Consider the following 18,646-nt stretch of genomic DNA (forward strand, 5'->3'; position numbering starts at 1 on the left):
GTACGTATGGGTGGAATGCCGTAGCCCCAGTTGTTTTCCGGGACTTGCCCGGTTCTGCGGCGACTGGCGAAGATCCCGGGGTGAGCGCGACACGACCGGCCGCCGAGGCCGCCGGCGAGGGCGGCCCCGACCGGCGGTCCGGCACCGGCCGGGCCGTCGCCCTCCTCGTCCTGACGGCGCTGGGCGCCCTGATCCCGCTGCTCGGGCCGGCCGCGGCGCTGCACGGCACCGGGGAGGCCGCCGCGCCGGGCGTGGGCGGCATCGGACTGCTGCGCGCGGTGCTGTTCGCCGCGCTGAGCGTGCCGCTGGGCGAGCTGTTCGTGCGGGGGCTCGCCGGGCGTGTACCCGGCGCGCCGGCCGGGCGGCCGCGCAGCTGGGCGCCGCCGGCCGCCGGGGCCGGTTTCGTCGCCGCGCTGGCGCTCGCCTCGGTGGTGTCGGCCGGCGATCTGATCCCGCACGGCCTGGGCCAGATCGACGTGGGCGGGCTGTACGGCTCCCGCGACGGCAAGCTGGCCCTGCTGGAGGTCAACGGCTTTCTGCTGGCGGGGTTCTGCGCACTCTCGCGGCGTCCGGCGGCGCAGGCGTGGCCGCTGGCCGCGGTGGTGGTCGCCGAGGCGCTGCGCGCGCACCCGGCCACCGAGCACGGCCCGCTCACCGGTGCGGCGCTGACCCTGGTGCACCTGACCTGCGCGGCGCTGTGGACCGGCGGTCTGCCGTACGCCCTGCGCACGCTCGGGCAGTGGCGCGGCGACCCGGCGGGGGCAGCGCTGCTCGGCCGCTACGCGCGTGCGGCGCTCGTACTGCTCGCGGTCATCACCGCGACGGGCGTGTGCAGTTCGCTGCGGCGGATGCCGGCGGCCACGATCCTGGACCAGCTGACGACGACGGCGTACGGGCGCACCCTGCTGGCCAAGGTCGTCCTGGTCGCCGTCGTCGCCGTGCTCGCCCTGTGGGCGCGGATCCGGCTGCGCCGCGCGCCGGACCCGCTGGCCGCGTCGGCGCCCGCGCGGGGCGAGGTGATCGCCCTGGGCTTGGTGGTCGCGGTCTCGGGCCTGCTCACGGCGCTGCCGCTGCCGATCCGCTGGACGTGATGACTGCCCGGATCAACTCTTGATCGTGACGTTGATTCAGTCGTCGTTGATTCAGTCGTTGGTGACGAGCACCTTGAGGGCGGTGCGCTCGTCCATCGCCTTGTAGCCGTCCGGCACGCCCTCGATGCCGACGGTCAGGTCGAACACCGGCGAGGGGTCGATCGTGCCGTCGAGGACGTCGGGGAGCAGGTCGGGGATGTAGGCCCGGACCGGGGCGACACCGCCGCGCAGGGCGATGTTCCGGTCGAACATGACGCCGAGGTCCAGACCGGTGCCGCTGCCGTGCGGCACGCCGACGAAACCGATGGCGCCGCCGTCGCGGGTGATGTTGACGACCGTACGCATGGACTGTTCCGTGCCGACGGCCTCGACCACGGCGTGCGCGCCCTGCCCGCGGGTGAGTTCGCGGACGGCCTCCACGGCGGCGTCCCCGCGCTCGGCGACGACGTCGGTGGCGCCGAAGCGGCGCGCGATGTCGGTACGGACCTCGTGCCGGCCGAGGGCGATGATCCGCTCGGCACCGAGCCGCTTGGCGGCGAGCACGGCGCACAGGCCGACCGCGCCGTCCCCGACGACCGCGACCGTGGCGCCGGGCCGGGCGCCCGCGCCGAGGGCGGCGTGGTGGCCGGTGCCGAGGACGTCGGAGAGGGTCAGCAGGGCGGACAGCAGGTGGTCGTCGGAGGCCGCGTCCTTGGGCAGCCGGACCAGGGTGCCGTCGGCGAAGGGCACGCGCACGGCCTCGCCCTGGCCGCCGTCGTAGCCGACGGAGCCCCAGAAGCCGCCGTGCTCGCAGGACGTCGTCAGACCCTCGCGGCAGTAGTCGCAGACGCCGTCGGACCACATGAAGGGCGCGACGACCAGGTCACCGCGCCGGACGGTGCCCACCTCGGAGCCGGTCTCCTCGACCACGCCGAGGAACTCGTGCCCGATGCGCTGGCCCGGCTGCCGGGCCGCCTCGCCGCGGTAGGCCCACAGGTCGCTGCCGCAGATGCAGGCGCGCAGCACTCGGACGACGGCGTCGGTGGGCAGCTGCACCACGGGCTCGGGGACGTCCTCCACGCGCATGTCGTACGGGGCGTGGATGGTGGTGGCGCGCATGGCGAGGGTCCTTCTCGTGCGGGGTCGTGCGGCGCCCGCGGGGGTGTGCGGGCGCACCTCACGGTACGCCGTGGTCACCACCGGCGGCGCGCCCAGGGTGCCCCCGACCGGCACCCCGCAGCCCGTACGGCCCGCCCGGCACGCCCCGGCCACCCGTACGGCCCGCCGGCGACGCCCGTACGGCCCTCGTGGCCCGCCCGTCAGACACCGGCCGCGCCCAGCAGGCTGCCGGCCGCGTAGGTGACGCCCATCGCCAGGGCTCCGCCCACCACGTTGCGCAGCACCGCCCGCCCGGGGCGGGCCGCGCCGAGGCGGGCGCTGGTCCAGCCGGTGAGGACGAGGGCGGCCAGGACGGAGACGACGGTGACCGGGAGCCGCCGGCCGGCCGGGGGCAGCACGATGGCGAGCAGCGGCAGCAGCGCGCCCACCGTGAAGGCGGAGAAGCTCGCCCACGCCGCGTGCCAGGGGTTGGTCAGCTCGTCCGGGTTGATGCCCAGCTCCACGCGCGCGTGCGCCCGCAGCGCGTCCCGCGCGGTGAGCTGCTGCGCGGCCTCCCGGGCCACGTCACGGGTCAGCCCGCGCTCCTCCAACAGGCCGGTCAGCTCGCGCAGTTCGGCCTCCGGCTGGTCCCGCAGTTCGCGCTTCTCCACAGCCAGCGCGGCCACCTCGGAGTCCCGCTGGGTGGAGACGGAGACGTACTCGCCGGCCGCCATGGACATCGATCCGGCGAGCAGCCCGGCGAGTCCGGCGGTGAGCAGGGCGGACCGGCTCTGGGTCGCGCCGGCCACGCCGACGACGATGCCCGCGGTGGAGACGATGCCGTCGTTCGCGCCGAGCACGGCGGCCCGCAGCCAGTTCAGCCTCGCCCCGAGCGCGCCCCCGTGTGCCTCGTCGTGCGTTGGTTCCGTCACAGCAGGGAGGATCGCACTCCCGGAGCCGCTCGCGCCGCACCGACGCCCGCCGACACCACTGCCGGGGGCGGGGGTTGGCGGAACCGTGTTCGGGTGGCGCCTTGACGCACGCACGCGTGTGCGGCGAGGACGGCACCCACCGGGACCTGTGGGACCGCGGTGTCGGTCCCGGCCCGTATCCTCAATGACCATGCTCGAAGACCGTGCGACCGCAGTGTCCTCCCCCACCCAGTGGCCGGCCGCGTATCCGAAGGGATACGCGGTCGTTGACGTGGAGACCACCGGCCTGGCCCGGGACGACCGGATCATCTCGGCCGCCGTGTACCGGCTGGACGAGCGCGGCGAGGTCGAGGACCACTGGTACACGCTGGTCAACCCGGAGCGCGATCCGGGACCGGTGTGGATACACGGTCTGACGAGCGAGACGCTCGAAGGCGCGCCGCTCTTCGCGGACATCGCGGAGGAGTTCGCCGCCCGGCTGGACGGCAGGGTACTCGTGGCGCACAACGCCGTCTTCGACTGGCAGATGATCGCGCGGGAGTACGCGCGCGCGAAGCGCGAGGCGCCGGTGCGTCAGCGGCTGTGCACCATCGCGCTGTCGAAGGAGCTGGGGCTGCCGCTGCCCAACTTCAAGCTGGAGTCGCTGGCGGCGCACTACGGCGTCGTGCAGCAGCGGGCGCACCACGCGCTGGACGACGCGCGTGTGCTGGCGGAGGCGTTCCGGCCGAGCCTCGCGGCCGCGGCGGCGGGCGAGGTACGGCTTCCGCTGCTGGAGTGCCGGCCGCTGACGGAGTGGTCGGACCGCCCGGTGCCCCGCCAGCCCTCCGGCGGCTACGGCGGTTACCGGCCGAGCAGTTGGCGCCCGTCCCGCAGGCGGCCCGCCTGCCCCTACCCCAACCCCGGCCGGTACGAAGACGGCAAACACCTCAAACAGGGCATGCGGGTGGCGTTCTCCGGGGACACCTCGACCGAGCGCGAGCTGCTGGAGGACCGGGCGACCGAGGCCGGGCTGCACGTGGCGTCCAGCATCTCGCGGCTGACCAGCCTGCTGGTGACCAACGATCCCGACTCGGGCACGTCGAAGGTGGTCAAGGCCCGCCAGTTCGGCACGCCGGTGGTGGACGAGGCCGCCTTCGGACAGCTGCTGCGCGACGTCGAACCCGCCGACGAGTGACCGTACGGGCCGATCGGTGACCGGCGGACGGGTGACCGTACGAACGGGTGATTGACGGGAGACTCACCCGCCGGCCGCTCGCCCGGGCCCCGGCGACGGCTCACCCTGAGGCGCATGGCGAAATGTGAAGTTTGCGGCAATGACTACGGAATGACCTTCGAGGTCCACGCCCAGGGCGCGGTGCACGTCTTCGACTGCTTCTCCTGCGCGATCCAGCGCATGGCACCGCTCTGCGAGCGCTGCGAGGTCTCGATCATCGGCCAGGGCGTGGAGGCCGACGGCAACTTCTACTGCGGCGCCCACTGCGCCCGGGAAGCGGGGAAGGTGGGGATCGTCGACCGGGTGTGATCCGACCCGGCTGAAGGCACCCCACGGCGCGGGGGTACCGTCGTGGGGTGCGTCGCTACCGCTTCCTTTTGTCCGTCCAGTGGGTCATCCTCACGCTCGTCTCGATCGCCCTGATCCCGACGATGATCCGGCTCGGCTTCTGGCAGCAGCACCGGTACGAGCAGCGCACCGCGCGCAACGACCTGGTCTCCTCCGCGCTGCACGCCAAGCCGGTCCCGGTCGAGCGGCTCTCCGCCCCGGGGCACGCCGTGACCCGCGCCGAGAGGTACCGCACGGTCACCGCGACGGGCACCTTCGACACCGCCCGCGAGGAAGTGGTCCGGCGCCGGACCAACTCCGACGACGAGGTCGGCTTCCATGTGCTCACCCCGTTCGTCCTGGCCGACGGCAAGGTGCTGCTCGTCAACCGCGGCTGGATCCCCGCGAACGGCGTCCAGACCGCCTTCCCGAAGATCCCCGCCCCGCCGGCCGGGAAGACCACGATCACCGGGCGGCTGATGGCCGACGAGACCACCGCGGCGAGCGGCATCAAGAACATCCAGGGCCTGCCCGCCCGGCAGGTCATGCTGATCGACAGCACGCAGGAGGCGCACCGGCTCGGCGCCCAGGTGCTCGGCGGTTACGTCGAGCAGACCGGGCCGCAGACCGACTCCCCGGAGCAGATCTCCGACCCGGGCACCGAGGACGCCCCGCTGAACTACGCGTACATGATCCAGTGGTGGCTGTTCGCCGCGGCCGTCCCGTTCGGCTGGTGGTCCCTGGTCCGGCGCGAGCTCCGCGACCGGGCGGCGGCCGCGGCGGCCGAGGCCGCGAAGGAGACGCCCGAGGAGACGGCGCCGGCCGCCGTGTGACCCCGGGCGTGCGGGGGCAGGTCACTCCCCCGGCGCACCCCTTGGTTGGCCCCCGGGCCCGCCGGGAACCCGCATCCCGTGAACGCGCGCATCGAGGACTACGCCCTCATCGGTGACGAGCAGACCGCGGCCCTGGTCGGCAGGGACGGTTCGATCGACTGGCTGTGCCTGCCCCGCTTCGACTCCGGGGCCTGCTTCGCGAAGCTGCTGGGCGACGAGGACCACGGGTACTGGCGGCTCGCGCCCAAGGGGGCCGGGGTCTGCACCCGGCGCGCCTACCGGCCCGACACCCTCGTCCTCGACACCGAGTGGGAGACCGCCGACGGCACCGTGCGGATCACCGACCTGATGCCGCAGCGCGACCGCGCCCCCGACGTCGTACGGATCGTGGAGGGCGTCAGCGGGCACGTCACCGTCCGCAGCACCCTCCGGCTGCGCTTCGACTACGGATCGATCGTGCCGTGGATGCGCCGCGCCGACGGCCACCGGGTCGCCGTCGCCGGACCGGACTCGGTGTGGCTGCGCACCGAGCCCGCCGTGGAGATGTGGGGCGAAGACCTCGGCACCCACTCCGAGTTCACCGTCGCCGAGGGCATGCGGGTCGCGTTCGTGCTGACCTGGCACCCTTCGCACGAGCCGCGTCCCCCGCTCGTCGACCCCTACAAGGCGCTGAGCGCCAGCGTCAGCGACTGGCGGCGCTGGGCCGCCCGCTGCCGCTACGGCGGGCCGTACCGGGACGCGGTCGTACGGTCCCTGATCACGCTCAAGGCGCTCACCTACGCCCCGACGGGCGGGATCGTCGCCGCGGCCACCACCTCGCTGCCCGAGGAGCTGGGCGGGGTGCGCAACTGGGACTACCGCTACTGCTGGCTGCGCGACTCCACCCTCACCCTCGGCGCCCTGCTCACCGCCGGCTACCACAAGGAGGCCGAGGCCTGGCGCGACTGGCTGCTGCGCGCGGTCGCGGGCGACCCGGCGGACCTCCAGATCATGTACGGCCTGGCCGGCGAGCGCCGGCTGCCGGAGTGGGAGCTGGCCTGGCTGCCCGGCTTCGCCGAGTCCGCGCCCGTGCGCGTCGGCAACGGCGCCGTCGACCAGCTCCAGCTGGACGTGTACGGCGAGGTCATGGACTCGCTGTACCTGGCCCGCACCACGGGGCTGTCCACCAAGCCGCACATGTGGGCGCTCCAGCGGGCGCTGATGACGTTCCTCCAGTCGGCGTGGCGCCAGCCCGACGAGGGCCTGTGGGAGGTGCGCGGCGGGCGGCGCCAGTTCGTGCACTCGAAGGTGCTGGTGTGGGTGGCCGCCGACCGCGCCGTACGGACCCTGGAGGAGCACCCGGAGCTGACGGGCGACGCGGACGGCTGGCGGGCGATGCGCGACGAGGTGCACCGGGAGGTGTGCGAGCAGGGCTACGACTCCCGGCGCGGGACCTTCACCCAGTACTACGGCTCGCGCGAACTGGACGCCGCCCTGCTGCTGATCCCCCGGGTCGGCTTCCTGCCGCCCGACGATCCGCGCGTGATCGGCACGGTCGACGCGATCCGCGCGGACCTCGGCCACGGCGGCTTCGTGCGCCGCTACGACACGGACGCCGTCGGCGTCGACGGCATGCCGGGCGGCGAAGGCGCCTTCCTCGCCTGCTCGTTCTGGCTCGCGGACGCCCTGCACATGACGGGCCGGAGGGACGAGGCCCGGGAACTCTTCGCGCGGCTGGTCGCGTTGGTCAACGACGTGGGGCTGCTGGCGGAGGAGTACGACCCGGCGCTGGGCGGCCAGGTGGGCAACTTCCCGCAGGCCTTCAGCCACATCGCCCTGGTGAACACCGCCCTCACGCTGTTCGGCGACGAACAGGCAGGATAGAGCGCATGGATCTTGGACTGAAGGACCGGGTATACATCGTCACCGGGGCGACGCGCGGGCTGGGCAACGCCGCCGCGCGGGAACTCGTCGCCGACGGCGCGAAGGTCGTGATCAGCGGCCGGGACGACAAGCGGGTCGCCGACGCCGCCGCCGAACTGGGCCCGAACGCGCTGGGCGTGGCCGTGGACAACTCCGACGAGCGGGCTCCCGAGCGGCTGATCGCGGCCGCCCGTGAGCACTTCGGGGGCTTCCACGGCGTGCTGGTGAGCGTGGGCGGTCCGCCGCCCGGGTTCGTCGCGGACAACACCGACGAGCAGTGGCGCGGCGCGTTCGAGTCGGTGTTCCTCGGCGCGGTGCGGCTCGCGCGCGCGGCGGCGGCCGAGCTGGAGCCCGGCGGGGTCATCGGCTTCGTGCTGTCCGCGTCGGTGTACGAGCCGATCCCCGCGCTGACCATCTCCAACGGGCTGCGGCCCGGTCTCGCCGGGTTCGCCAAGTCCCTCGCGGACGAGCTCGGACCGCGCGGGATCCGGGTGCTCGGTCTGCTGCCGTCGCGCATCGACACGGACCGCGTGCGCGAACTGGACGGGCTCTCCGCCGACCCCGAGGCCACCCGGGCCGCCAACGAGTCCCGGATCCCGCTGCGGCGGTACGGGACGCCGGAGGAGTTCGGGAAGGCCGCGGCGTTCCTGCTGTCGCCGGCGGCCTCCTATCTGACGGGGATCATGCTGCCGGTGGACGGCGGCATGCGGCACGGGTTCTGACCGTCGTCACGTGACCCTCTCGGCAGGGTGTTTGACCGCCCGCAGGCGTACCTCCGCCGGGAGGGACGCCAGCCGGGCCGAGTCGCGGGCGTGCGCCAGTGCCCCGGCCGTGAAGGCGGCCAGGGCCGCCGACGGGTCCGTGTGCGGCTCCAGTTGGAGCCAGATCCGTGCCGTGGGTGCCGTACGGCGGCCGCGCAGGACGGCCTCGGCGTGGGCCACGCCGTCCTGCCGGACGGCCTCCTGGGCGAGCGCCGCCTCCAGGGCCCTGCCCCGCAGGAGCGCGTACGCGCCGTCGCCGGTGTCGACGACGATCTCGGCCGGCCGGCGGCGGCGCAGGACCGTGGTCAGCCACCACAGGGCGAGCAGCACCAGGACGGCCAGGCCGGCGAGGACGGCCGGCCACCACCAGTCGGTGTGCCGCCAGCGGATGCGCCCGGCCCGGCTCAGCAGGACGTCGTGCGGGCCGGTGTACGGCCACCAGGAGGGCACCGGCGCGCCCAGGCCGACGGCCAGCACCGAGCCGCCGAGCACGAGCAGGAGCAGGCCGACGAGGCCCAGCACGACACGGTTGAGGCGGCCCGCGCGCATCGCCGTCACCCCTTCCTTCCGGGCCGTGCCACCCGCAGCGTCAGCGTGGGCGGCCGGTCCAGGCCGAGGCCCCCGATCGCCTCGCCGAGCGTGAGGGCGAGGTCGGCGCGGACGTCGGCCAGGTCGCGGAAGTGCGAGACGGCGCGGACGTCGGCCTTGCTCCGGCGCATCCGCACCCGTACCGAGCGGACCCCGGACACGTCCAGGGCCCGGTCGCGCAGCAGCAGCGCCGCGGCCTCGCGCCGGAGCGCGGCGCGGACATCGGGGTGCGGACGCCGCATCGGCAGCAGGCCGCGCCGGCCGGGCGTGACCGCGAGGACGATCAGCCACAGGCCGAGGGCTGCGGCGACGCCCGCGCCCACCAGCACCCAGGTGTCGTCCAGGTGCCGTTCGGCCAGTTGCCGGGCCAGGGCGCGGCGCCAGCGCATCGCCGGGCGGTGGGCGCGGACGGCGGCGACGTCGTAGAGCAGCAGGCCGGAGCCGGCCACGAGCAGGACGGCGACGACGGCGGCCGGGACGCGGCGCGGCGCCCAGAAGCGCCGGCTGCCCCGGGGTGCGGGCAGGGCGGCGGGCGGGGGTTTGTCGAGGGTCGGGGTGCTCGTCGGTGGCTCGCTCATCAGGCCCTCCCGTGGACCGCGCCGGGTGCCGGTGCCGGATGCAGCCGCTCGATCCGGACGACGACCTCGGTCACCTCCATCTCCACCAACGCGCTTACCCGCTGGGCGACATGGCGACGCACGGCCGCGCTGTGGGCGCCGATGTCGCAGGGGTAGGCGAGTTCGAGGTGCACCTGGATGCGGGCCGTGTCGCCGTGGCAGACGACGGTGGCGTGCGGGGCGGCGGCGTCGGCGGGCGGGGGTGGCAGTGCCTCGCGGGCGGCCTGCGCGGCGATCTTCGCCACGACCCGGTCGGCGATCCGCAGGGCGCCGCGCTCACCCGGCGGTGCGAGGGCCGGGCGCGGGCGCACCACGCCGGTCTCGGCGCTCACCGCCCGTCACCGCCGCCGGTCGCGCCGGTCGTCGCGGGTGCGGAAGAAGTCGCCCAGCTCCAGGTCGCCCTCCGCGAACCGGCCGGCGACGAACCCGATCGCACCCAACGCCGCCACCAGCAAAAAGGCCCCGAACCCACCGAAGTACCCGGCGAATCCCAGCGCCATTCCGGCGATCATGCCGACCAGGGCCATGCTCATGCAGCGCTCCTCAGCTCGTCAGCGTGCGGGTCCGGGGCCGTGCGGTCGGATCACTGGATCCGGGGCTCGGGCTCCTCGTCCTCTTCCTCGGGCAGCTTGACGTCGCTGACGGCGATGTTGACCTCGACGACCTCAAGTCCCGTCATGCGCTCCACGGCGGCGATCACGTTCTCGCGCACGGCACGGGCGACGTCGGCGATCGAGACGCCGTAGTCCACGACGATCTCCAGGTCGAGCGCGGTCTGCACCTCGCCGACCTCGGCCTTGACGCCGCGCGTCACCGACCTGGAGCCGCCCGGCACCCGGTCGCGCACGGCGCCGAAGGTGCGGGCCAGGCCGCTGCCCATGGTGTGCACGCCGACCACGTCCCGGGCCGCGAGCCCGGCGATCTTCTCCACGACGCCGTCGGCGATGGTCGTCCGGCCGCGACCGGCCGGGTCGCCGCCGCCGCGCCGGGTGGCCTTGCGGGCCGACAGCCGCTCCCACTGTTCGCCCTCGTGATCGCCCTCGGGGGCCGTCGTCATGTCGGTCATCGCCGTACGTCCCTTTCGGTCGTCGTCTCCGGACCACCGTACGCATGGTTCCCCGCCCGCACACCGGGGATACGGCAGGCTGGTGGAATGACGGCGGACCGGTGGACACAGACCGCGCGGCAGCTTGTGGGGCTGGGCAGGCTGCTGCCGCTCGGCGGGGTGCGCGACGGCGCGTGGATCGCGGAGGGGGCGGCCGCGGCCGTGCTGGAGCGTGCGGCGGCGGACGGGGTGCCCGGGGTGCGGCTGGGCGCGCTGCGCATCGGGCTCGCCGATCCGCAGGAGGCGCACGACCCCGTCGTACCGCCCCCGCCGGGTGCGCTGCCGCCGGGCCCGCTGCGGGTGGCGGCGGACTTCGCGGCGACGGCCGCCGAACCGCTGCCGGTGGTGGCGTCCCGGCTGCGGCAGGCCCTGGCCACGGCCGCGACGGACGGACTCGGCCTGCTGGTGCGGGAGGTGGACCTGCGGGTGACCGATCTGCTGGAGGTGGCGGAGCCGCCCCGGGAGGTACGTCCGCCCCGGCCGACGGCGGCCGCGGAGCCCACGGACCCGGACGAGGCCCGGGCGGCCGCGGCCGTGCTGTCGGTCCCGGGGGTGACGGGGCTGACCGCCTCCCTCGGGCGCGGGATCCGCCTGGAGGAGCGCGCGACCGGTACGACGGCCCTGCCGCGCCTCCACGCGCGCGTGGAGGTGGCGACCGGCGCGGATCACCGGGCCGTCGACGTGGCCCGGCGGGTCCGCACGGCCGTACGGGAGGCGCTGGAGGACAGGCCGACGGTGACGGTGTCGATCACGGCGGTCGGCTGACCGGCGCACGCGACCCGCCGTCCTCGCGTCCCCGGGCCGGGTGCCCTTCGCCTGCTATTCGCCGAGGCCGGCCAGGTCCCGGAGCCGGCGTGCCTGAGCGGCCCGCTCGGCGGCCCGCTGCTCGTCGTAGGTACGGTCTGCGGCACCGCGCAGCAACGCCTTGGTCTCCACGACCGCGTCCCGCGGTGCGGCCAGCAGCGCCGCGGCCAAGTCCCGTGCGGCCGCGTCCAGTTGGCCGGCGGGTACGGCGAGGTTGGCCAGCCCGGACGCCACCGACTCCTCGGCGCCGACGAACCGTCCGGTGGCGCAGATCTCCAGCGCGCGGGCGTACCCGACGAGACCGACCAGCGGGTGCGTGCCGGTCAGGTCGGGTACGAGGCCGAGGCTGGTCTCGCGCATGGCGAACTGCACGTCGTCCGCGACGACGCGCAGGTCGCACGCGAGCGCGAGTTGGAAGCCGGCCCCGATGGCATGCCCCTGGACGGCGGCGATGGACACGAGGTCGTTGCGCCGCCACCAGGTGAACGCCTCCTGGAACTCGGCGATGCTCGCGTCGAGCCCGGCGTCGTCACGACGCGCGAGATCGATGAAGGTCGGCTCGCCCGGGATCCCCTCCGGGGTGAACATCTGTCGGTCCAGCCCGGCGGAGAAGGACATGCCCTCGCCGCGCAGCACGACGACACGGACGGAGCCCGGCAGCAGCCGGCCGGCCTCGGTGAGCGCCCGCCACAGGGCGGGGCTCTGCGCGTTGCGCTTGGCCGGGTTGGCCAGCGTCACCGTGGCGAGCGCGTCGTCGACGGTGAGCCGTACGCCGTCCTTGTCGAGTACAGGAGCGAGGTCCTGGTCGGGCGAAGCCATGGGGCGCCTCCGATGGGTGCGGTCGGTAAGGCATGCCAGCCGTGCTGGGCACGCTTAAGTGACTGCACAGTAACCACCCGGCCGGTCAGACCGCCGACCGGGTGGCCACCATCGAAGCCGATGGCCGCCCGGAGTCAGGACGATGCGGCCTTCTTGCCCCGGGTCGCTCCGCCACGCCCACGAAGCGTGACGCCCGACTCGCTGAGCATCCGGTGTACGAAGCCATACGAGCGGCCGGTCTCCTCGGCCAGCGCCCGGATGCTCGCACCGGAGTCGTACTTCTTCTTCAGGTCTGCCGCGAGCTTGTCGCGCGCGGCGCCGGTCACCCGGCTGCCCTTCTTCAGAGTCTCGGCCACCCGTGCCTCCTCATGGGAAGTGCGCTCTGGTCTCCTCATGATCACCCCTCCTGGGCGCTATGGCCACCCATTCGGCAAGGTCGGTGGGACATCGTTGTGACGACAGGAGTGGATCCCCACAAGCGGAATTTGATGTTCCAGGAGGTGGCACCCGTGCGACCGAACGGGTGGATTCACGAAGTACCAGGTCAGCGACGCGAAACGGCCGACCCCTTGGCGATGAAGGGATCGGCCGGAAAATCCGTGTACGACACACCCCGATACGAGGAGATCTCACACAGATGATGGATCACCGATGAGCCGAATGATCCATCCGCAGTGGATCACGCGAGGGCGACGAGGTCCGCGTAGCCGGAGCCCCACAGGTCCTCGACGCCGTCCGGGAGCAGGATGATCCGCTCCGGCTGCAGCGCCTCGACGGCGCCCTCGTCGTGCGTGACGAGGACGACCGCGCCCTTGTAGGTGCGCAGCGCGCCGAGGATCTCCTCGCGGCTCGCGGGGTCGAGGTTGTTGGTCGGCTCGTCGAGCAGGAGCACGTTCGCCGAGGAGACCACCAGGGTCGCCAGCGCGAGCCGGGTCTTCTCGCCGCCGGACAGGACACCGGCGGGCTTGTCGACGTCGTCGCCGGAGAACAGGAACGAGCCGAGCACCTTGCGGACCTCGACCAGGTCCATGTCGGGGGCGGAGGAGCGCATGTTCTCCAGGACGGTGCGCTCGGGGTCCAGGGTCTCGTGCTCCTGCGCGTAATAGCCCAGCTTGAGGCCGTGGCCGGGGACGACCTCGCCGGTGTCGGGCGTCTCGACCCCGCCGAGCAGGCGCAGCAGGGTCGTCTTGCCGGCGCCGTTGAGGCCGAGGATGACGACCCGGGAGCCCTTGTCGATGGCGAGGTCGACGTCGGTGAAGATCTCCAGCGAGCCGTACGACTTCGACAGGCCCTCGGCCATCAGCGGGGTCTTGCCGCAGGGCGCGGGCTCCGGGAAGCGGAGCTTGGCGACCTTGTCGGACTGGCGGACCGCCTCCAGGCCGGAGAGCAGCTTGTCGGCGCGGCGGGCCATGTTCTGCGCGGCGACCGTCTTGGTGGCCTTGGCGCGCATCTTGTCGGCCTGCGCGTTGAGCGCGGCGGCCTTCTTCTCGGCGTTGGCGCGCTCACGCTTGCGGCGCTTCTCGTCGGCCTCGCGCTGCTGCTGGTAGAGCTTCCAGCCCATGTTGTAGATGTCGATCTGGGCGCGGTTGGCGTCCAGGTAGAACACCTTGTTGACGACCGTCTCGACCAGGTCGACGTCGTGGCTGATCACGATGAAGCCGCCGCGGTAGGTCTTCAGGTAGTCGCGCAACCAGATGATCGAGTCCGCGTCGAGGTGGTTGGTCGGCTCGTCGAGGAGCAGGGTGTCCGCGTCGGAGAACAGGATCCGGGCCAGCTCGATACGGCGGCGCTGACCGCCGGAGAGCGTGTGCAGGGGCTGGCCGAGGACGCGGTCGGGCAGGTTGAGCGCGGCGGCGATGGTGGCGGCCTCGGCCTCGGCGGCGTACCCGCCCTTGGTGAGGAACTCGGTCTCCTGGCGCTCGTACTGCTTGAGTGCCTTCTCGCGGGTGGCGCCCTGGCCGTTGGCGATGCGCTGTTCGTTCTCGCGCATCTTGCGGATCAGCACGTCGAGCCCGCGCGCGGACAGGATCCGGTCCCGGGCGAAGACGTCGAGGTCTCCGGTGCGGGGGTCCTGCGGGAGGTAGCCGACCTCGCCGGAGCGGGCGATCTGGCCGCCGGCCGGGATGCCCTCACCGGCGAGGCACTTGGTCAGGGTGGTCTTGCCGGCGCCGTTGCGGCCGACGAGGCCGATGCGGTCGCCCTTGGCGACACGGAAGGTGGCGTTCTCGATGAGGACGCGCGCACCGGCGCGCAGCTCGATACCGGAGGCGGAGATCACGGACAGACTCCAGGGCGTACAGGAAGGGGCGGGCGGACGGCTGAGGGCGTTCGCGCCGTCTAATGCGCGAGGAGAATGGCCATAGGACAAGTCTAACGGGACGGTGCAAGCGGTTTTTCTACGTCCGTGCGTTCGGGCGGCGCTGTCAGTGGTGGCTGCGAGACTGGGCGGGACGCCACGGAACCGGCGTACGAAGGCGTACGAAGGAGTGATCGGCATGGCGGGCATGGGCGGTGGACGGCCGAGCGTCTACCCCTCGCTGCTGTACGCGGACGCGAAGGCGGCGATCAGACAGCTGACGGAGGCCCTGGGCTTCACGGAGCTGTCGGTGTACGAGACGGAGGGCGGCACGGTGATGCACGCCGAGCTCGTCCAGGGCCACGGCGCGGTGATGATCGGCTCCAAGGGCCGGGGCGGCCGTTTCGACGCGGCGATGAAGGACGCCGGGCCCGCCGGCGTGTATGTCGTCGTGGACGACGTGGACGCCCACCACGAGCGGGCCCTGGAGCACGGCGTGGAGATCCTCGTGCCCCCGACGGACCAGGACTACGGCGCGCGGGACTACCTGGCCCGGGACCTTGAGGGCAACATCTGGAGCTTCGGGACGTACGCCCCCGAGATCGGCGTCTGAGCCGTCGGAGGCGGCCGGCGCCGCCGTGCCGCTCAGCCGCCGGTGTGCACCTGGAACGCGGCCCGGCGCACGGCCTTGGCCAGGGCCGGGTCGGGGTGGGCGGCGGCGAGCGCGACGAGGACCTGCACGGTGCGCGGGTGACCGACGGCGCGGACCTCGTCGAGCAGCTGGGGGACGGTGGGCTGCACCGCGGATTCCAGATGCCGGACCAGCATCGGCGCCTCCCCGTGGTCGGCGACGGCGGCGGCGGTGTCGACCCACAGCCAGGTCGCCTCCTCGCGGGTGAGGACCTCGTGGGCGTCCTCCGGGTCGGCCCCGTCGTGCTCGGCGAGCCACAGCAGGGCGTACGGCCGCAGGGCCGGCTCGTCCACGACCGCGTGCACGTCGGGCTCGGCGGGGCCGCCGACGACGCGCAGCGCCTCGAAGGCCAGGCCGCGCAGCAGGGCGTCCTCGCCGCGCGCGGCGTCGATCAGCTCGGTGACGGCGCCGCCGACGGTCCGGGCGGCGAGCCAGGCCCGGTACTCGGCGCGGGCCGCGTTCGGCCGGAGCTGGGCGCAGCCGCGCAGCATGTCCTCGGCGGACTGCTCGATGTTGCCGGCGGGGCTCTGCGCGGCCACGCAGATCTGCTCCAGCTTGACCCACACCGCCCAGCTGCCCAGCGGGGTGAGGGTGGCCTGGTCGTCGCCGTAGGTCAGGGCGCCGACGGCGCCGAGGGCCCGCAGTGCCCAGTCGAGGAGCGGGGGCAGCGGGGTGTCGGCGGCGGGCGCGGGGTCCGCGGGCTCGGCGACGGTTCCCGCGGGCCGCTCGGTGCCGGGCTCGTAGGAGATCTCGCAGCGCTCGGTGCGCAGTTCGGTGACCCGCTGCTGGAGCAGGTCGAGCAGCTGCGCGCGCGGGACGGGCCCGGCGGACAGCTGGAGGAAGGAGAGCACCTGGGGCATGGCCGAGACGACCTCGGCGACGGCGGCCGGCTCGTGCTCCTCCGGCTCCGGGGAGGCCAGCGACCAGGCGTCGAAGAGGGCGACCCAGCCGCGCAGCACGGCGCTGTCGTCGCGGTCCCAGGCGCGCAGCCGCCAGCCGGGCCGCGCGCTGTCGCCGTGCACCTCGACGAGTCCGGCGAGTCGGGCGGTGTCCCAGTCGGCGCGGACCTGAGCGGGGTTCAGGCCGAGGTCGGCGGCGGCGCGGTCGGCCGTCGGATCGGAGAGGGTGGCCTTGCCGTCGGCGGTGGCGCCGGGGCTGCCGGAGCCGAGGGCGGTGTCGGCCCAGCGGGCGACGCGGACCGCGCCCGCGAGGCCGGTGCGCGCCATTCTGGCCAGTTCGGCCGGGGCGGGTGTGCCCTCCGGCGGCCGGGGTGCGGGGCGCTGCGGGTGCCGCTGGTTCACGGCTCTGGGGGCGGCGGCCAGGGGTCGCGGTCGGACGAGTCGAAGCCTGGAGTCGCGCGGGATACGGGACGTCACGGGTGCAGTCTTCCGGTTGACGGTCCGAAAACCCAAACGGAATGTCACGGCGGGCGACGGGGCTGGCCAACGCACGGGGTCCGGCGCGGGGCGAGGAGGGGGGATCAGGCCAGTCGTACGGCCTTAAACGGAATGCCTGGCACCGGGGCTTTCGGTGCATGCCGGACGGCCGGGACCCCGGTCACACCAGCGGGGTCATGAACCGGCGCAGCCGTTCCTGGTACTCCCGCGGGCCGGCGTTCCACATCGCCGCGTGCGGGGCCCGGGCCACGGTGTGCAGGGCGACGAGATCGGGGCGGCGGGCGGCGAGGCGGCGAGAGTACTCCCAGGGGGCCACCTGGTCGTCGGGGCCGTGGAAGATCAGGGTCGGCACGGTGAGCAGGTCGGGGTCGGTGGGCTCGGCGGCCCGGTCGGCGTACAGGCCGGTGCGGCCCTGGGCGGCGCGCACGGCGAGCGGCAGCAGGGGCGGCGGGGTGTGCCGGGCCCGGGCGAGGGCGCGCAGCGTGGCCTCCCAGCTCAGCACCGGCGAGTCGAGGACCAGCCCGGCGATGCGCTCGCGCACCGGGGAGTGCTCGGCGGCGCGCAGGGCCATGGTGGCGCCGGTGGACCAGCCGAGCAGCACGACGCGGCGGGCGCCGTAGCGGACGGCGTAGCGGATCGCCGCGTCCACGTCGCGCCACTCGGTCTCGCCGAGGTGGTTCAGGCCGTCCGGCGGGCGCGGGGCGCCGAGGTCGCCGCGGTAGGCGAGGGCGAGGACGGGCACGCGGCGGGAGTGCAGGGGGCCCATGAGGTTCAGGGCCTGTTCCCGGGTGGTGCCGAGGCCGTGCACGGCGATCACCCAGGTGTCCCGGGCCGCGGGCACGAACCAGGCAGGGAGGTTGCCGAGTTCGCCGGGCACGTCGATGTCGGCGTGGTCGAGGCCGAGGGCGTCGCCCGGGTTGCCGACGTACAGGTTCGGGGTGAGCCACACCGCGTCGCCGGAGGCGAGGGTGCCGTGCGTGACGCGCTCCAGGCGGCGTACGACGGTGTCGGCGCTGTGCTCCGCCCCCGCCAGGACGGGGCCGACGACCGCGTGGGAGCCGTCGCCGGCGAGGCCGTAGGTGCCGGGACGCAGGGAGGCGAGGGCGCGGGTCAGCGCGATCCGGCCGGCGGCCGTGCCGTGCACGGTCAGGCGGGGCTCGGTGGGCAGCGGCCGGCCCGCGGGCGCCTTCAGCGCGGCGTCGCTGGCGTACCGGCCGGCGGCGACGGACGCCGCGCCGGCCGCCAGGACCGCGGTGACTGCCGTGGCGGTCGCTCGGACGGGGCGCACCTGTCCAGTGTCGTAGGGGTCACGGCCACCGGCCAGTGGAGCGGCGGGGCGGATCGAGGTGAGCGGTGCCGGGAGGCGGCTGCGGAAGACCGGGCGGAATCGGGCGGGCGGGGCCGGGGGCGGCGCGCGCCGTGCTCACTTCCGCTGCCCGTACCCGCGCAACTTCTCGCTCGCCTCGGCCAGTTGGGCCCCGGTCAGCAGGGACGGGGTCAGGCCCGGCACGCTGGACGCCGTCAGCCACAGGCGGCACATCCACTCCAGTTGGGCGGTGCGGTCGTAGGCCTGGCCGAGGGTGGTGCCGTAGGTGATCGTGCCGTGGTTCTGGAGGAGGCAGCCGGAGCGGTCGGTGAGGGCGCGGAGCATGTTCCCGGCCAGTTCGTCGGTGCCGTAGGTGGCGTAGGGGGCGACCCGGACGGGGCCGCCGAGGGCGCCGGCCATGTAGTGGACGAGCGGGAGTTCGGGGACGAGCGTGGAGACCGCGGTGGCGTGCACGGCGTGGGTGTGGACGATCGCGCGGGCGTCGGTCGTGCGGTAGACGGCGAGATGCAGGGGCAGCTCGCTGGTCGGCACCAGGGTGCCGAGCACCTGGCGGCCGGTGAGGTCGACGCAGGTGAGGTCGTCCGGGGTGAGCCGGTCGTAGGGGACGCCCGACGGGGTCACCAGCACGCGGTCCCCGACGCGCGCCGAGACATTGCCCGAGGTGCCGACCACGAGTCCGTCGGTTACGGTTCGCCGCGCCGTCGCGACCAGCTCCGTCCACGTGCGTTCCAGTTCCGCGTCCCACCGCTGCTCAGCCATGCCGTGATCCTGCCAGCCGCACGGCCCGGACGTGGCGATTCCGGAGCGCACGGGGACCCGCGAGCGACCCGTGACGGGCGCGTGAGGGGCGGGCGAAGGACGCACCG

Annotated in this window: 21 protein-coding genes; 8 read left to right on the plus strand and 13 right to left on the minus strand. The window is 74.2% G+C overall.

The genetic code is table 11. The annotated features are described in order from the left end of the window. Positions 1–80: 80 nt before the first annotated feature. The gene (locus AC4OXY_RS15555) at positions 81–1,091 is read left to right on the plus strand and encodes a CopD family protein (protein WP_491994080.1); all 1,011 of its coding nucleotides are present in this window, start codon (positions 81–83) and stop codon (positions 1,089–1,091) included. A gap of 51 nt (positions 1,092–1,142) precedes the next feature. Here the strand turns inward: AC4OXY_RS15555 and AC4OXY_RS15560 are convergent, their stop codons facing one another. Continuing rightward, positions 1,143–2,189, minus strand: a complete 1,047-nt coding sequence (locus tag AC4OXY_RS15560) for a zinc-dependent alcohol dehydrogenase family protein (RefSeq protein ID WP_491994081.1) — start codon at positions 2,187–2,189, stop codon at positions 1,143–1,145. A 200-nt stretch (positions 2,190–2,389) separates the two neighbouring features. Further along, on the minus strand, positions 2,390–3,100 hold the full coding sequence (locus AC4OXY_RS15565) for a VIT1/CCC1 transporter family protein (protein ID WP_356031052.1): 711 nt from the start codon (positions 3,098–3,100) through the stop codon (positions 2,390–2,392). A 190-nt stretch (positions 3,101–3,290) separates the two neighbouring features. On the opposite strand from AC4OXY_RS15565, the gene AC4OXY_RS15570 reads away from it, so the two are divergent. From AC4OXY_RS15570 to AC4OXY_RS15590, 5 genes are all read left to right on the plus strand, one after another. Continuing rightward, a complete protein-coding gene (locus AC4OXY_RS15570; protein ID WP_356031051.1) occupies positions 3,291–4,274 on the plus strand; it encodes a DEDDh family exonuclease in 984 nt (327 codons plus the stop codon). 114 nt (positions 4,275–4,388) lie between these two features. Continuing rightward, complete coding sequence (locus AC4OXY_RS15575; protein WP_356031049.1) at positions 4,389–4,622, plus strand: hypothetical protein; 234 nt, start codon at positions 4,389–4,391, stop codon at positions 4,620–4,622. Between the two features lie 47 nt (positions 4,623–4,669). Further along, positions 4,670–5,473: an SURF1 family cytochrome oxidase biogenesis protein gene (locus AC4OXY_RS15580; RefSeq protein ID WP_356031048.1), complete on the plus strand. Its 804-nt coding sequence runs from the start codon at positions 4,670–4,672 to the stop codon at positions 5,471–5,473. A gap of 78 nt (positions 5,474–5,551) precedes the next feature. Continuing rightward, positions 5,552–7,336 carry a glycoside hydrolase family 15 protein gene (locus AC4OXY_RS15585; RefSeq protein ID WP_356031047.1) on the plus strand — a complete coding sequence of 595 codons (1,785 nt, stop codon included), beginning with the start codon at positions 5,552–5,554 and terminating at the stop codon, positions 7,334–7,336. A gap of 5 nt (positions 7,337–7,341) precedes the next feature. Next, complete coding sequence (locus AC4OXY_RS15590; protein ID WP_376290948.1) at positions 7,342–8,097, plus strand: SDR family oxidoreductase; 756 nt, start codon at positions 7,342–7,344, stop codon at positions 8,095–8,097. A 6-nt stretch (positions 8,098–8,103) separates the two neighbouring features. Here AC4OXY_RS15590 and amaP read toward each other — a convergent pair whose 3' ends face one another. From amaP to AC4OXY_RS15615, 5 genes are read right to left on the minus strand one after another with little or no spacing between them, the layout of a single operon-like run. Beyond that, entirely contained in the window at positions 8,104–8,685 is a 582-nt protein-coding gene (amaP, locus tag AC4OXY_RS15595) for an alkaline shock response membrane anchor protein AmaP (RefSeq protein ID WP_376290946.1), read from the minus strand. Between the two features lie 5 nt (positions 8,686–8,690). Beyond that, on the minus strand, positions 8,691–9,302 hold the full coding sequence (locus AC4OXY_RS15600) for a DUF6286 domain-containing protein (protein WP_491994082.1): 612 nt from the start codon (positions 9,300–9,302) through the stop codon (positions 8,691–8,693). Beyond that, on the minus strand, positions 9,302–9,673 hold the full coding sequence (locus AC4OXY_RS15605; protein ID WP_356031040.1) for a hypothetical protein: 372 nt from the start codon (positions 9,671–9,673) through the stop codon (positions 9,302–9,304). Before AC4OXY_RS15605 ends, AC4OXY_RS15600 begins: the two co-directional genes overlap by 1 nt. A gap of 6 nt (positions 9,674–9,679) precedes the next feature. Further along, positions 9,680–9,874: a hypothetical protein gene (locus tag AC4OXY_RS15610; protein ID WP_356031039.1), complete on the minus strand. Its 195-nt coding sequence runs from the start codon at positions 9,872–9,874 to the stop codon at positions 9,680–9,682. A 50-nt stretch (positions 9,875–9,924) separates the two neighbouring features. Next, positions 9,925–10,407, minus strand: coding sequence for an Asp23/Gls24 family envelope stress response protein (locus tag AC4OXY_RS15615; RefSeq protein ID WP_356031038.1), 483 nt, complete (start codon positions 10,405–10,407; stop codon positions 9,925–9,927). A gap of 87 nt (positions 10,408–10,494) precedes the next feature. On the opposite strand from AC4OXY_RS15615, the gene AC4OXY_RS15620 reads away from it, so the two are divergent. After that, on the plus strand, positions 10,495–11,211 hold the full coding sequence (locus AC4OXY_RS15620) for a nucleopolyhedrovirus P10 family protein (protein ID WP_376290941.1): 717 nt from the start codon (positions 10,495–10,497) through the stop codon (positions 11,209–11,211). A 54-nt stretch (positions 11,212–11,265) separates the two neighbouring features. Here the strand turns inward: AC4OXY_RS15620 and AC4OXY_RS15625 are convergent, their stop codons facing one another. The 3 genes from AC4OXY_RS15625 to AC4OXY_RS15635 form a co-directional block, all read right to left on the minus strand. Next, positions 11,266–12,069: an enoyl-CoA hydratase/isomerase family protein gene (locus tag AC4OXY_RS15625; RefSeq protein WP_362818886.1), complete on the minus strand. Its 804-nt coding sequence runs from the start codon at positions 12,067–12,069 to the stop codon at positions 11,266–11,268. A 134-nt stretch (positions 12,070–12,203) separates the two neighbouring features. Further along, positions 12,204–12,425: a helix-turn-helix domain-containing protein gene (locus tag AC4OXY_RS15630; protein WP_004002281.1), complete on the minus strand. Its 222-nt coding sequence runs from the start codon at positions 12,423–12,425 to the stop codon at positions 12,204–12,206. A 323-nt stretch (positions 12,426–12,748) separates the two neighbouring features. After that, the gene (locus AC4OXY_RS15635; protein WP_356031034.1) at positions 12,749–14,347 is read right to left on the minus strand and encodes an ABC-F family ATP-binding cassette domain-containing protein; all 1,599 of its coding nucleotides are present in this window, start codon (positions 14,345–14,347) and stop codon (positions 12,749–12,751) included. A 217-nt stretch (positions 14,348–14,564) separates the two neighbouring features. Here AC4OXY_RS15635 and AC4OXY_RS15640 point away from each other — a divergent pair, with 217 nt between their 5' ends. Continuing rightward, complete coding sequence (locus tag AC4OXY_RS15640) at positions 14,565–14,978, plus strand: VOC family protein (RefSeq protein WP_356031033.1); 414 nt, start codon at positions 14,565–14,567, stop codon at positions 14,976–14,978. Between the two features lie 32 nt (positions 14,979–15,010). Here the strand turns inward: AC4OXY_RS15640 and AC4OXY_RS15645 are convergent, their stop codons facing one another. The 3 genes from AC4OXY_RS15645 to AC4OXY_RS15655 form a co-directional block, all read right to left on the minus strand. Continuing rightward, complete coding sequence (locus AC4OXY_RS15645; protein WP_491994083.1) at positions 15,011–16,432, minus strand: hypothetical protein; 1,422 nt, start codon at positions 16,430–16,432, stop codon at positions 15,011–15,013. Positions 16,433–16,613: 181 nt separating this feature from the next. After that, positions 16,614–17,741 carry an alpha/beta hydrolase gene (locus tag AC4OXY_RS15650; protein WP_356031030.1) on the minus strand — a complete coding sequence of 376 codons (1,128 nt, stop codon included), beginning with the start codon at positions 17,739–17,741 and terminating at the stop codon, positions 16,614–16,616. 135 nt (positions 17,742–17,876) lie between these two features. Next, positions 17,877–18,539, minus strand: coding sequence for a class II aldolase/adducin family protein (locus AC4OXY_RS15655; RefSeq protein WP_362818890.1), 663 nt, complete (start codon positions 18,537–18,539; stop codon positions 17,877–17,879). Positions 18,540–18,646: the final 107 nt, after the last annotated feature.

It is taken from the genome of Streptomyces sp. HUAS MG56, from assembly GCF_058673395.1.

What these genes read in the sequence shown, in the direction of transcription:
- AC4OXY_RS15560 (WP_491994081.1), bottom strand. Translation starts at nt 2,189, where the DNA reads ATGCGCGCCACCACCATCCACGCCCCGTACGACATGCGCGTGGAGGAC.
- AC4OXY_RS15570 (WP_356031051.1), top strand. Translation starts at nt 3,291, where the DNA reads ATGCTCGAAGACCGTGCGACCGCAGTGTCCTCCCCCACCCAGTGGCCG.
- AC4OXY_RS15575 (WP_356031049.1), top strand. Translation starts at nt 4,389, where the DNA reads ATGGCGAAATGTGAAGTTTGCGGCAATGACTACGGAATGACCTTCGAG.
- AC4OXY_RS15590 (WP_376290948.1), top strand. Translation starts at nt 7,342, where the DNA reads ATGGATCTTGGACTGAAGGACCGGGTATACATCGTCACCGGGGCGACG.
- amaP (WP_376290946.1), bottom strand. Translation starts at nt 8,685, where the DNA reads ATGCGCGCGGGCCGCCTCAACCGTGTCGTGCTGGGCCTCGTCGGCCTG.
- AC4OXY_RS15600 (WP_491994082.1), bottom strand. Translation starts at nt 9,302, where the DNA reads ATGAGCGAGCCACCGACGAGCACCCCGACCCTCGACAAACCCCCGCCC.
- AC4OXY_RS15610 (WP_356031039.1), bottom strand. Translation starts at nt 9,874, where the DNA reads ATGAGCATGGCCCTGGTCGGCATGATCGCCGGAATGGCGCTGGGATTC.
- AC4OXY_RS15615 (WP_356031038.1), bottom strand. Translation starts at nt 10,407, where the DNA reads ATGACCGACATGACGACGGCCCCCGAGGGCGATCACGAGGGCGAACAG.
- AC4OXY_RS15620 (WP_376290941.1), top strand. Translation starts at nt 10,495, where the DNA reads ATGACGGCGGACCGGTGGACACAGACCGCGCGGCAGCTTGTGGGGCTG.
- AC4OXY_RS15625 (WP_362818886.1), bottom strand. Translation starts at nt 12,069, where the DNA reads ATGGCTTCGCCCGACCAGGACCTCGCTCCTGTACTCGACAAGGACGGC.
- AC4OXY_RS15640 (WP_356031033.1), top strand. Translation starts at nt 14,565, where the DNA reads ATGGCGGGCATGGGCGGTGGACGGCCGAGCGTCTACCCCTCGCTGCTG.
- AC4OXY_RS15655 (WP_362818890.1), bottom strand. Translation starts at nt 18,539, where the DNA reads ATGGCTGAGCAGCGGTGGGACGCGGAACTGGAACGCACGTGGACGGAG.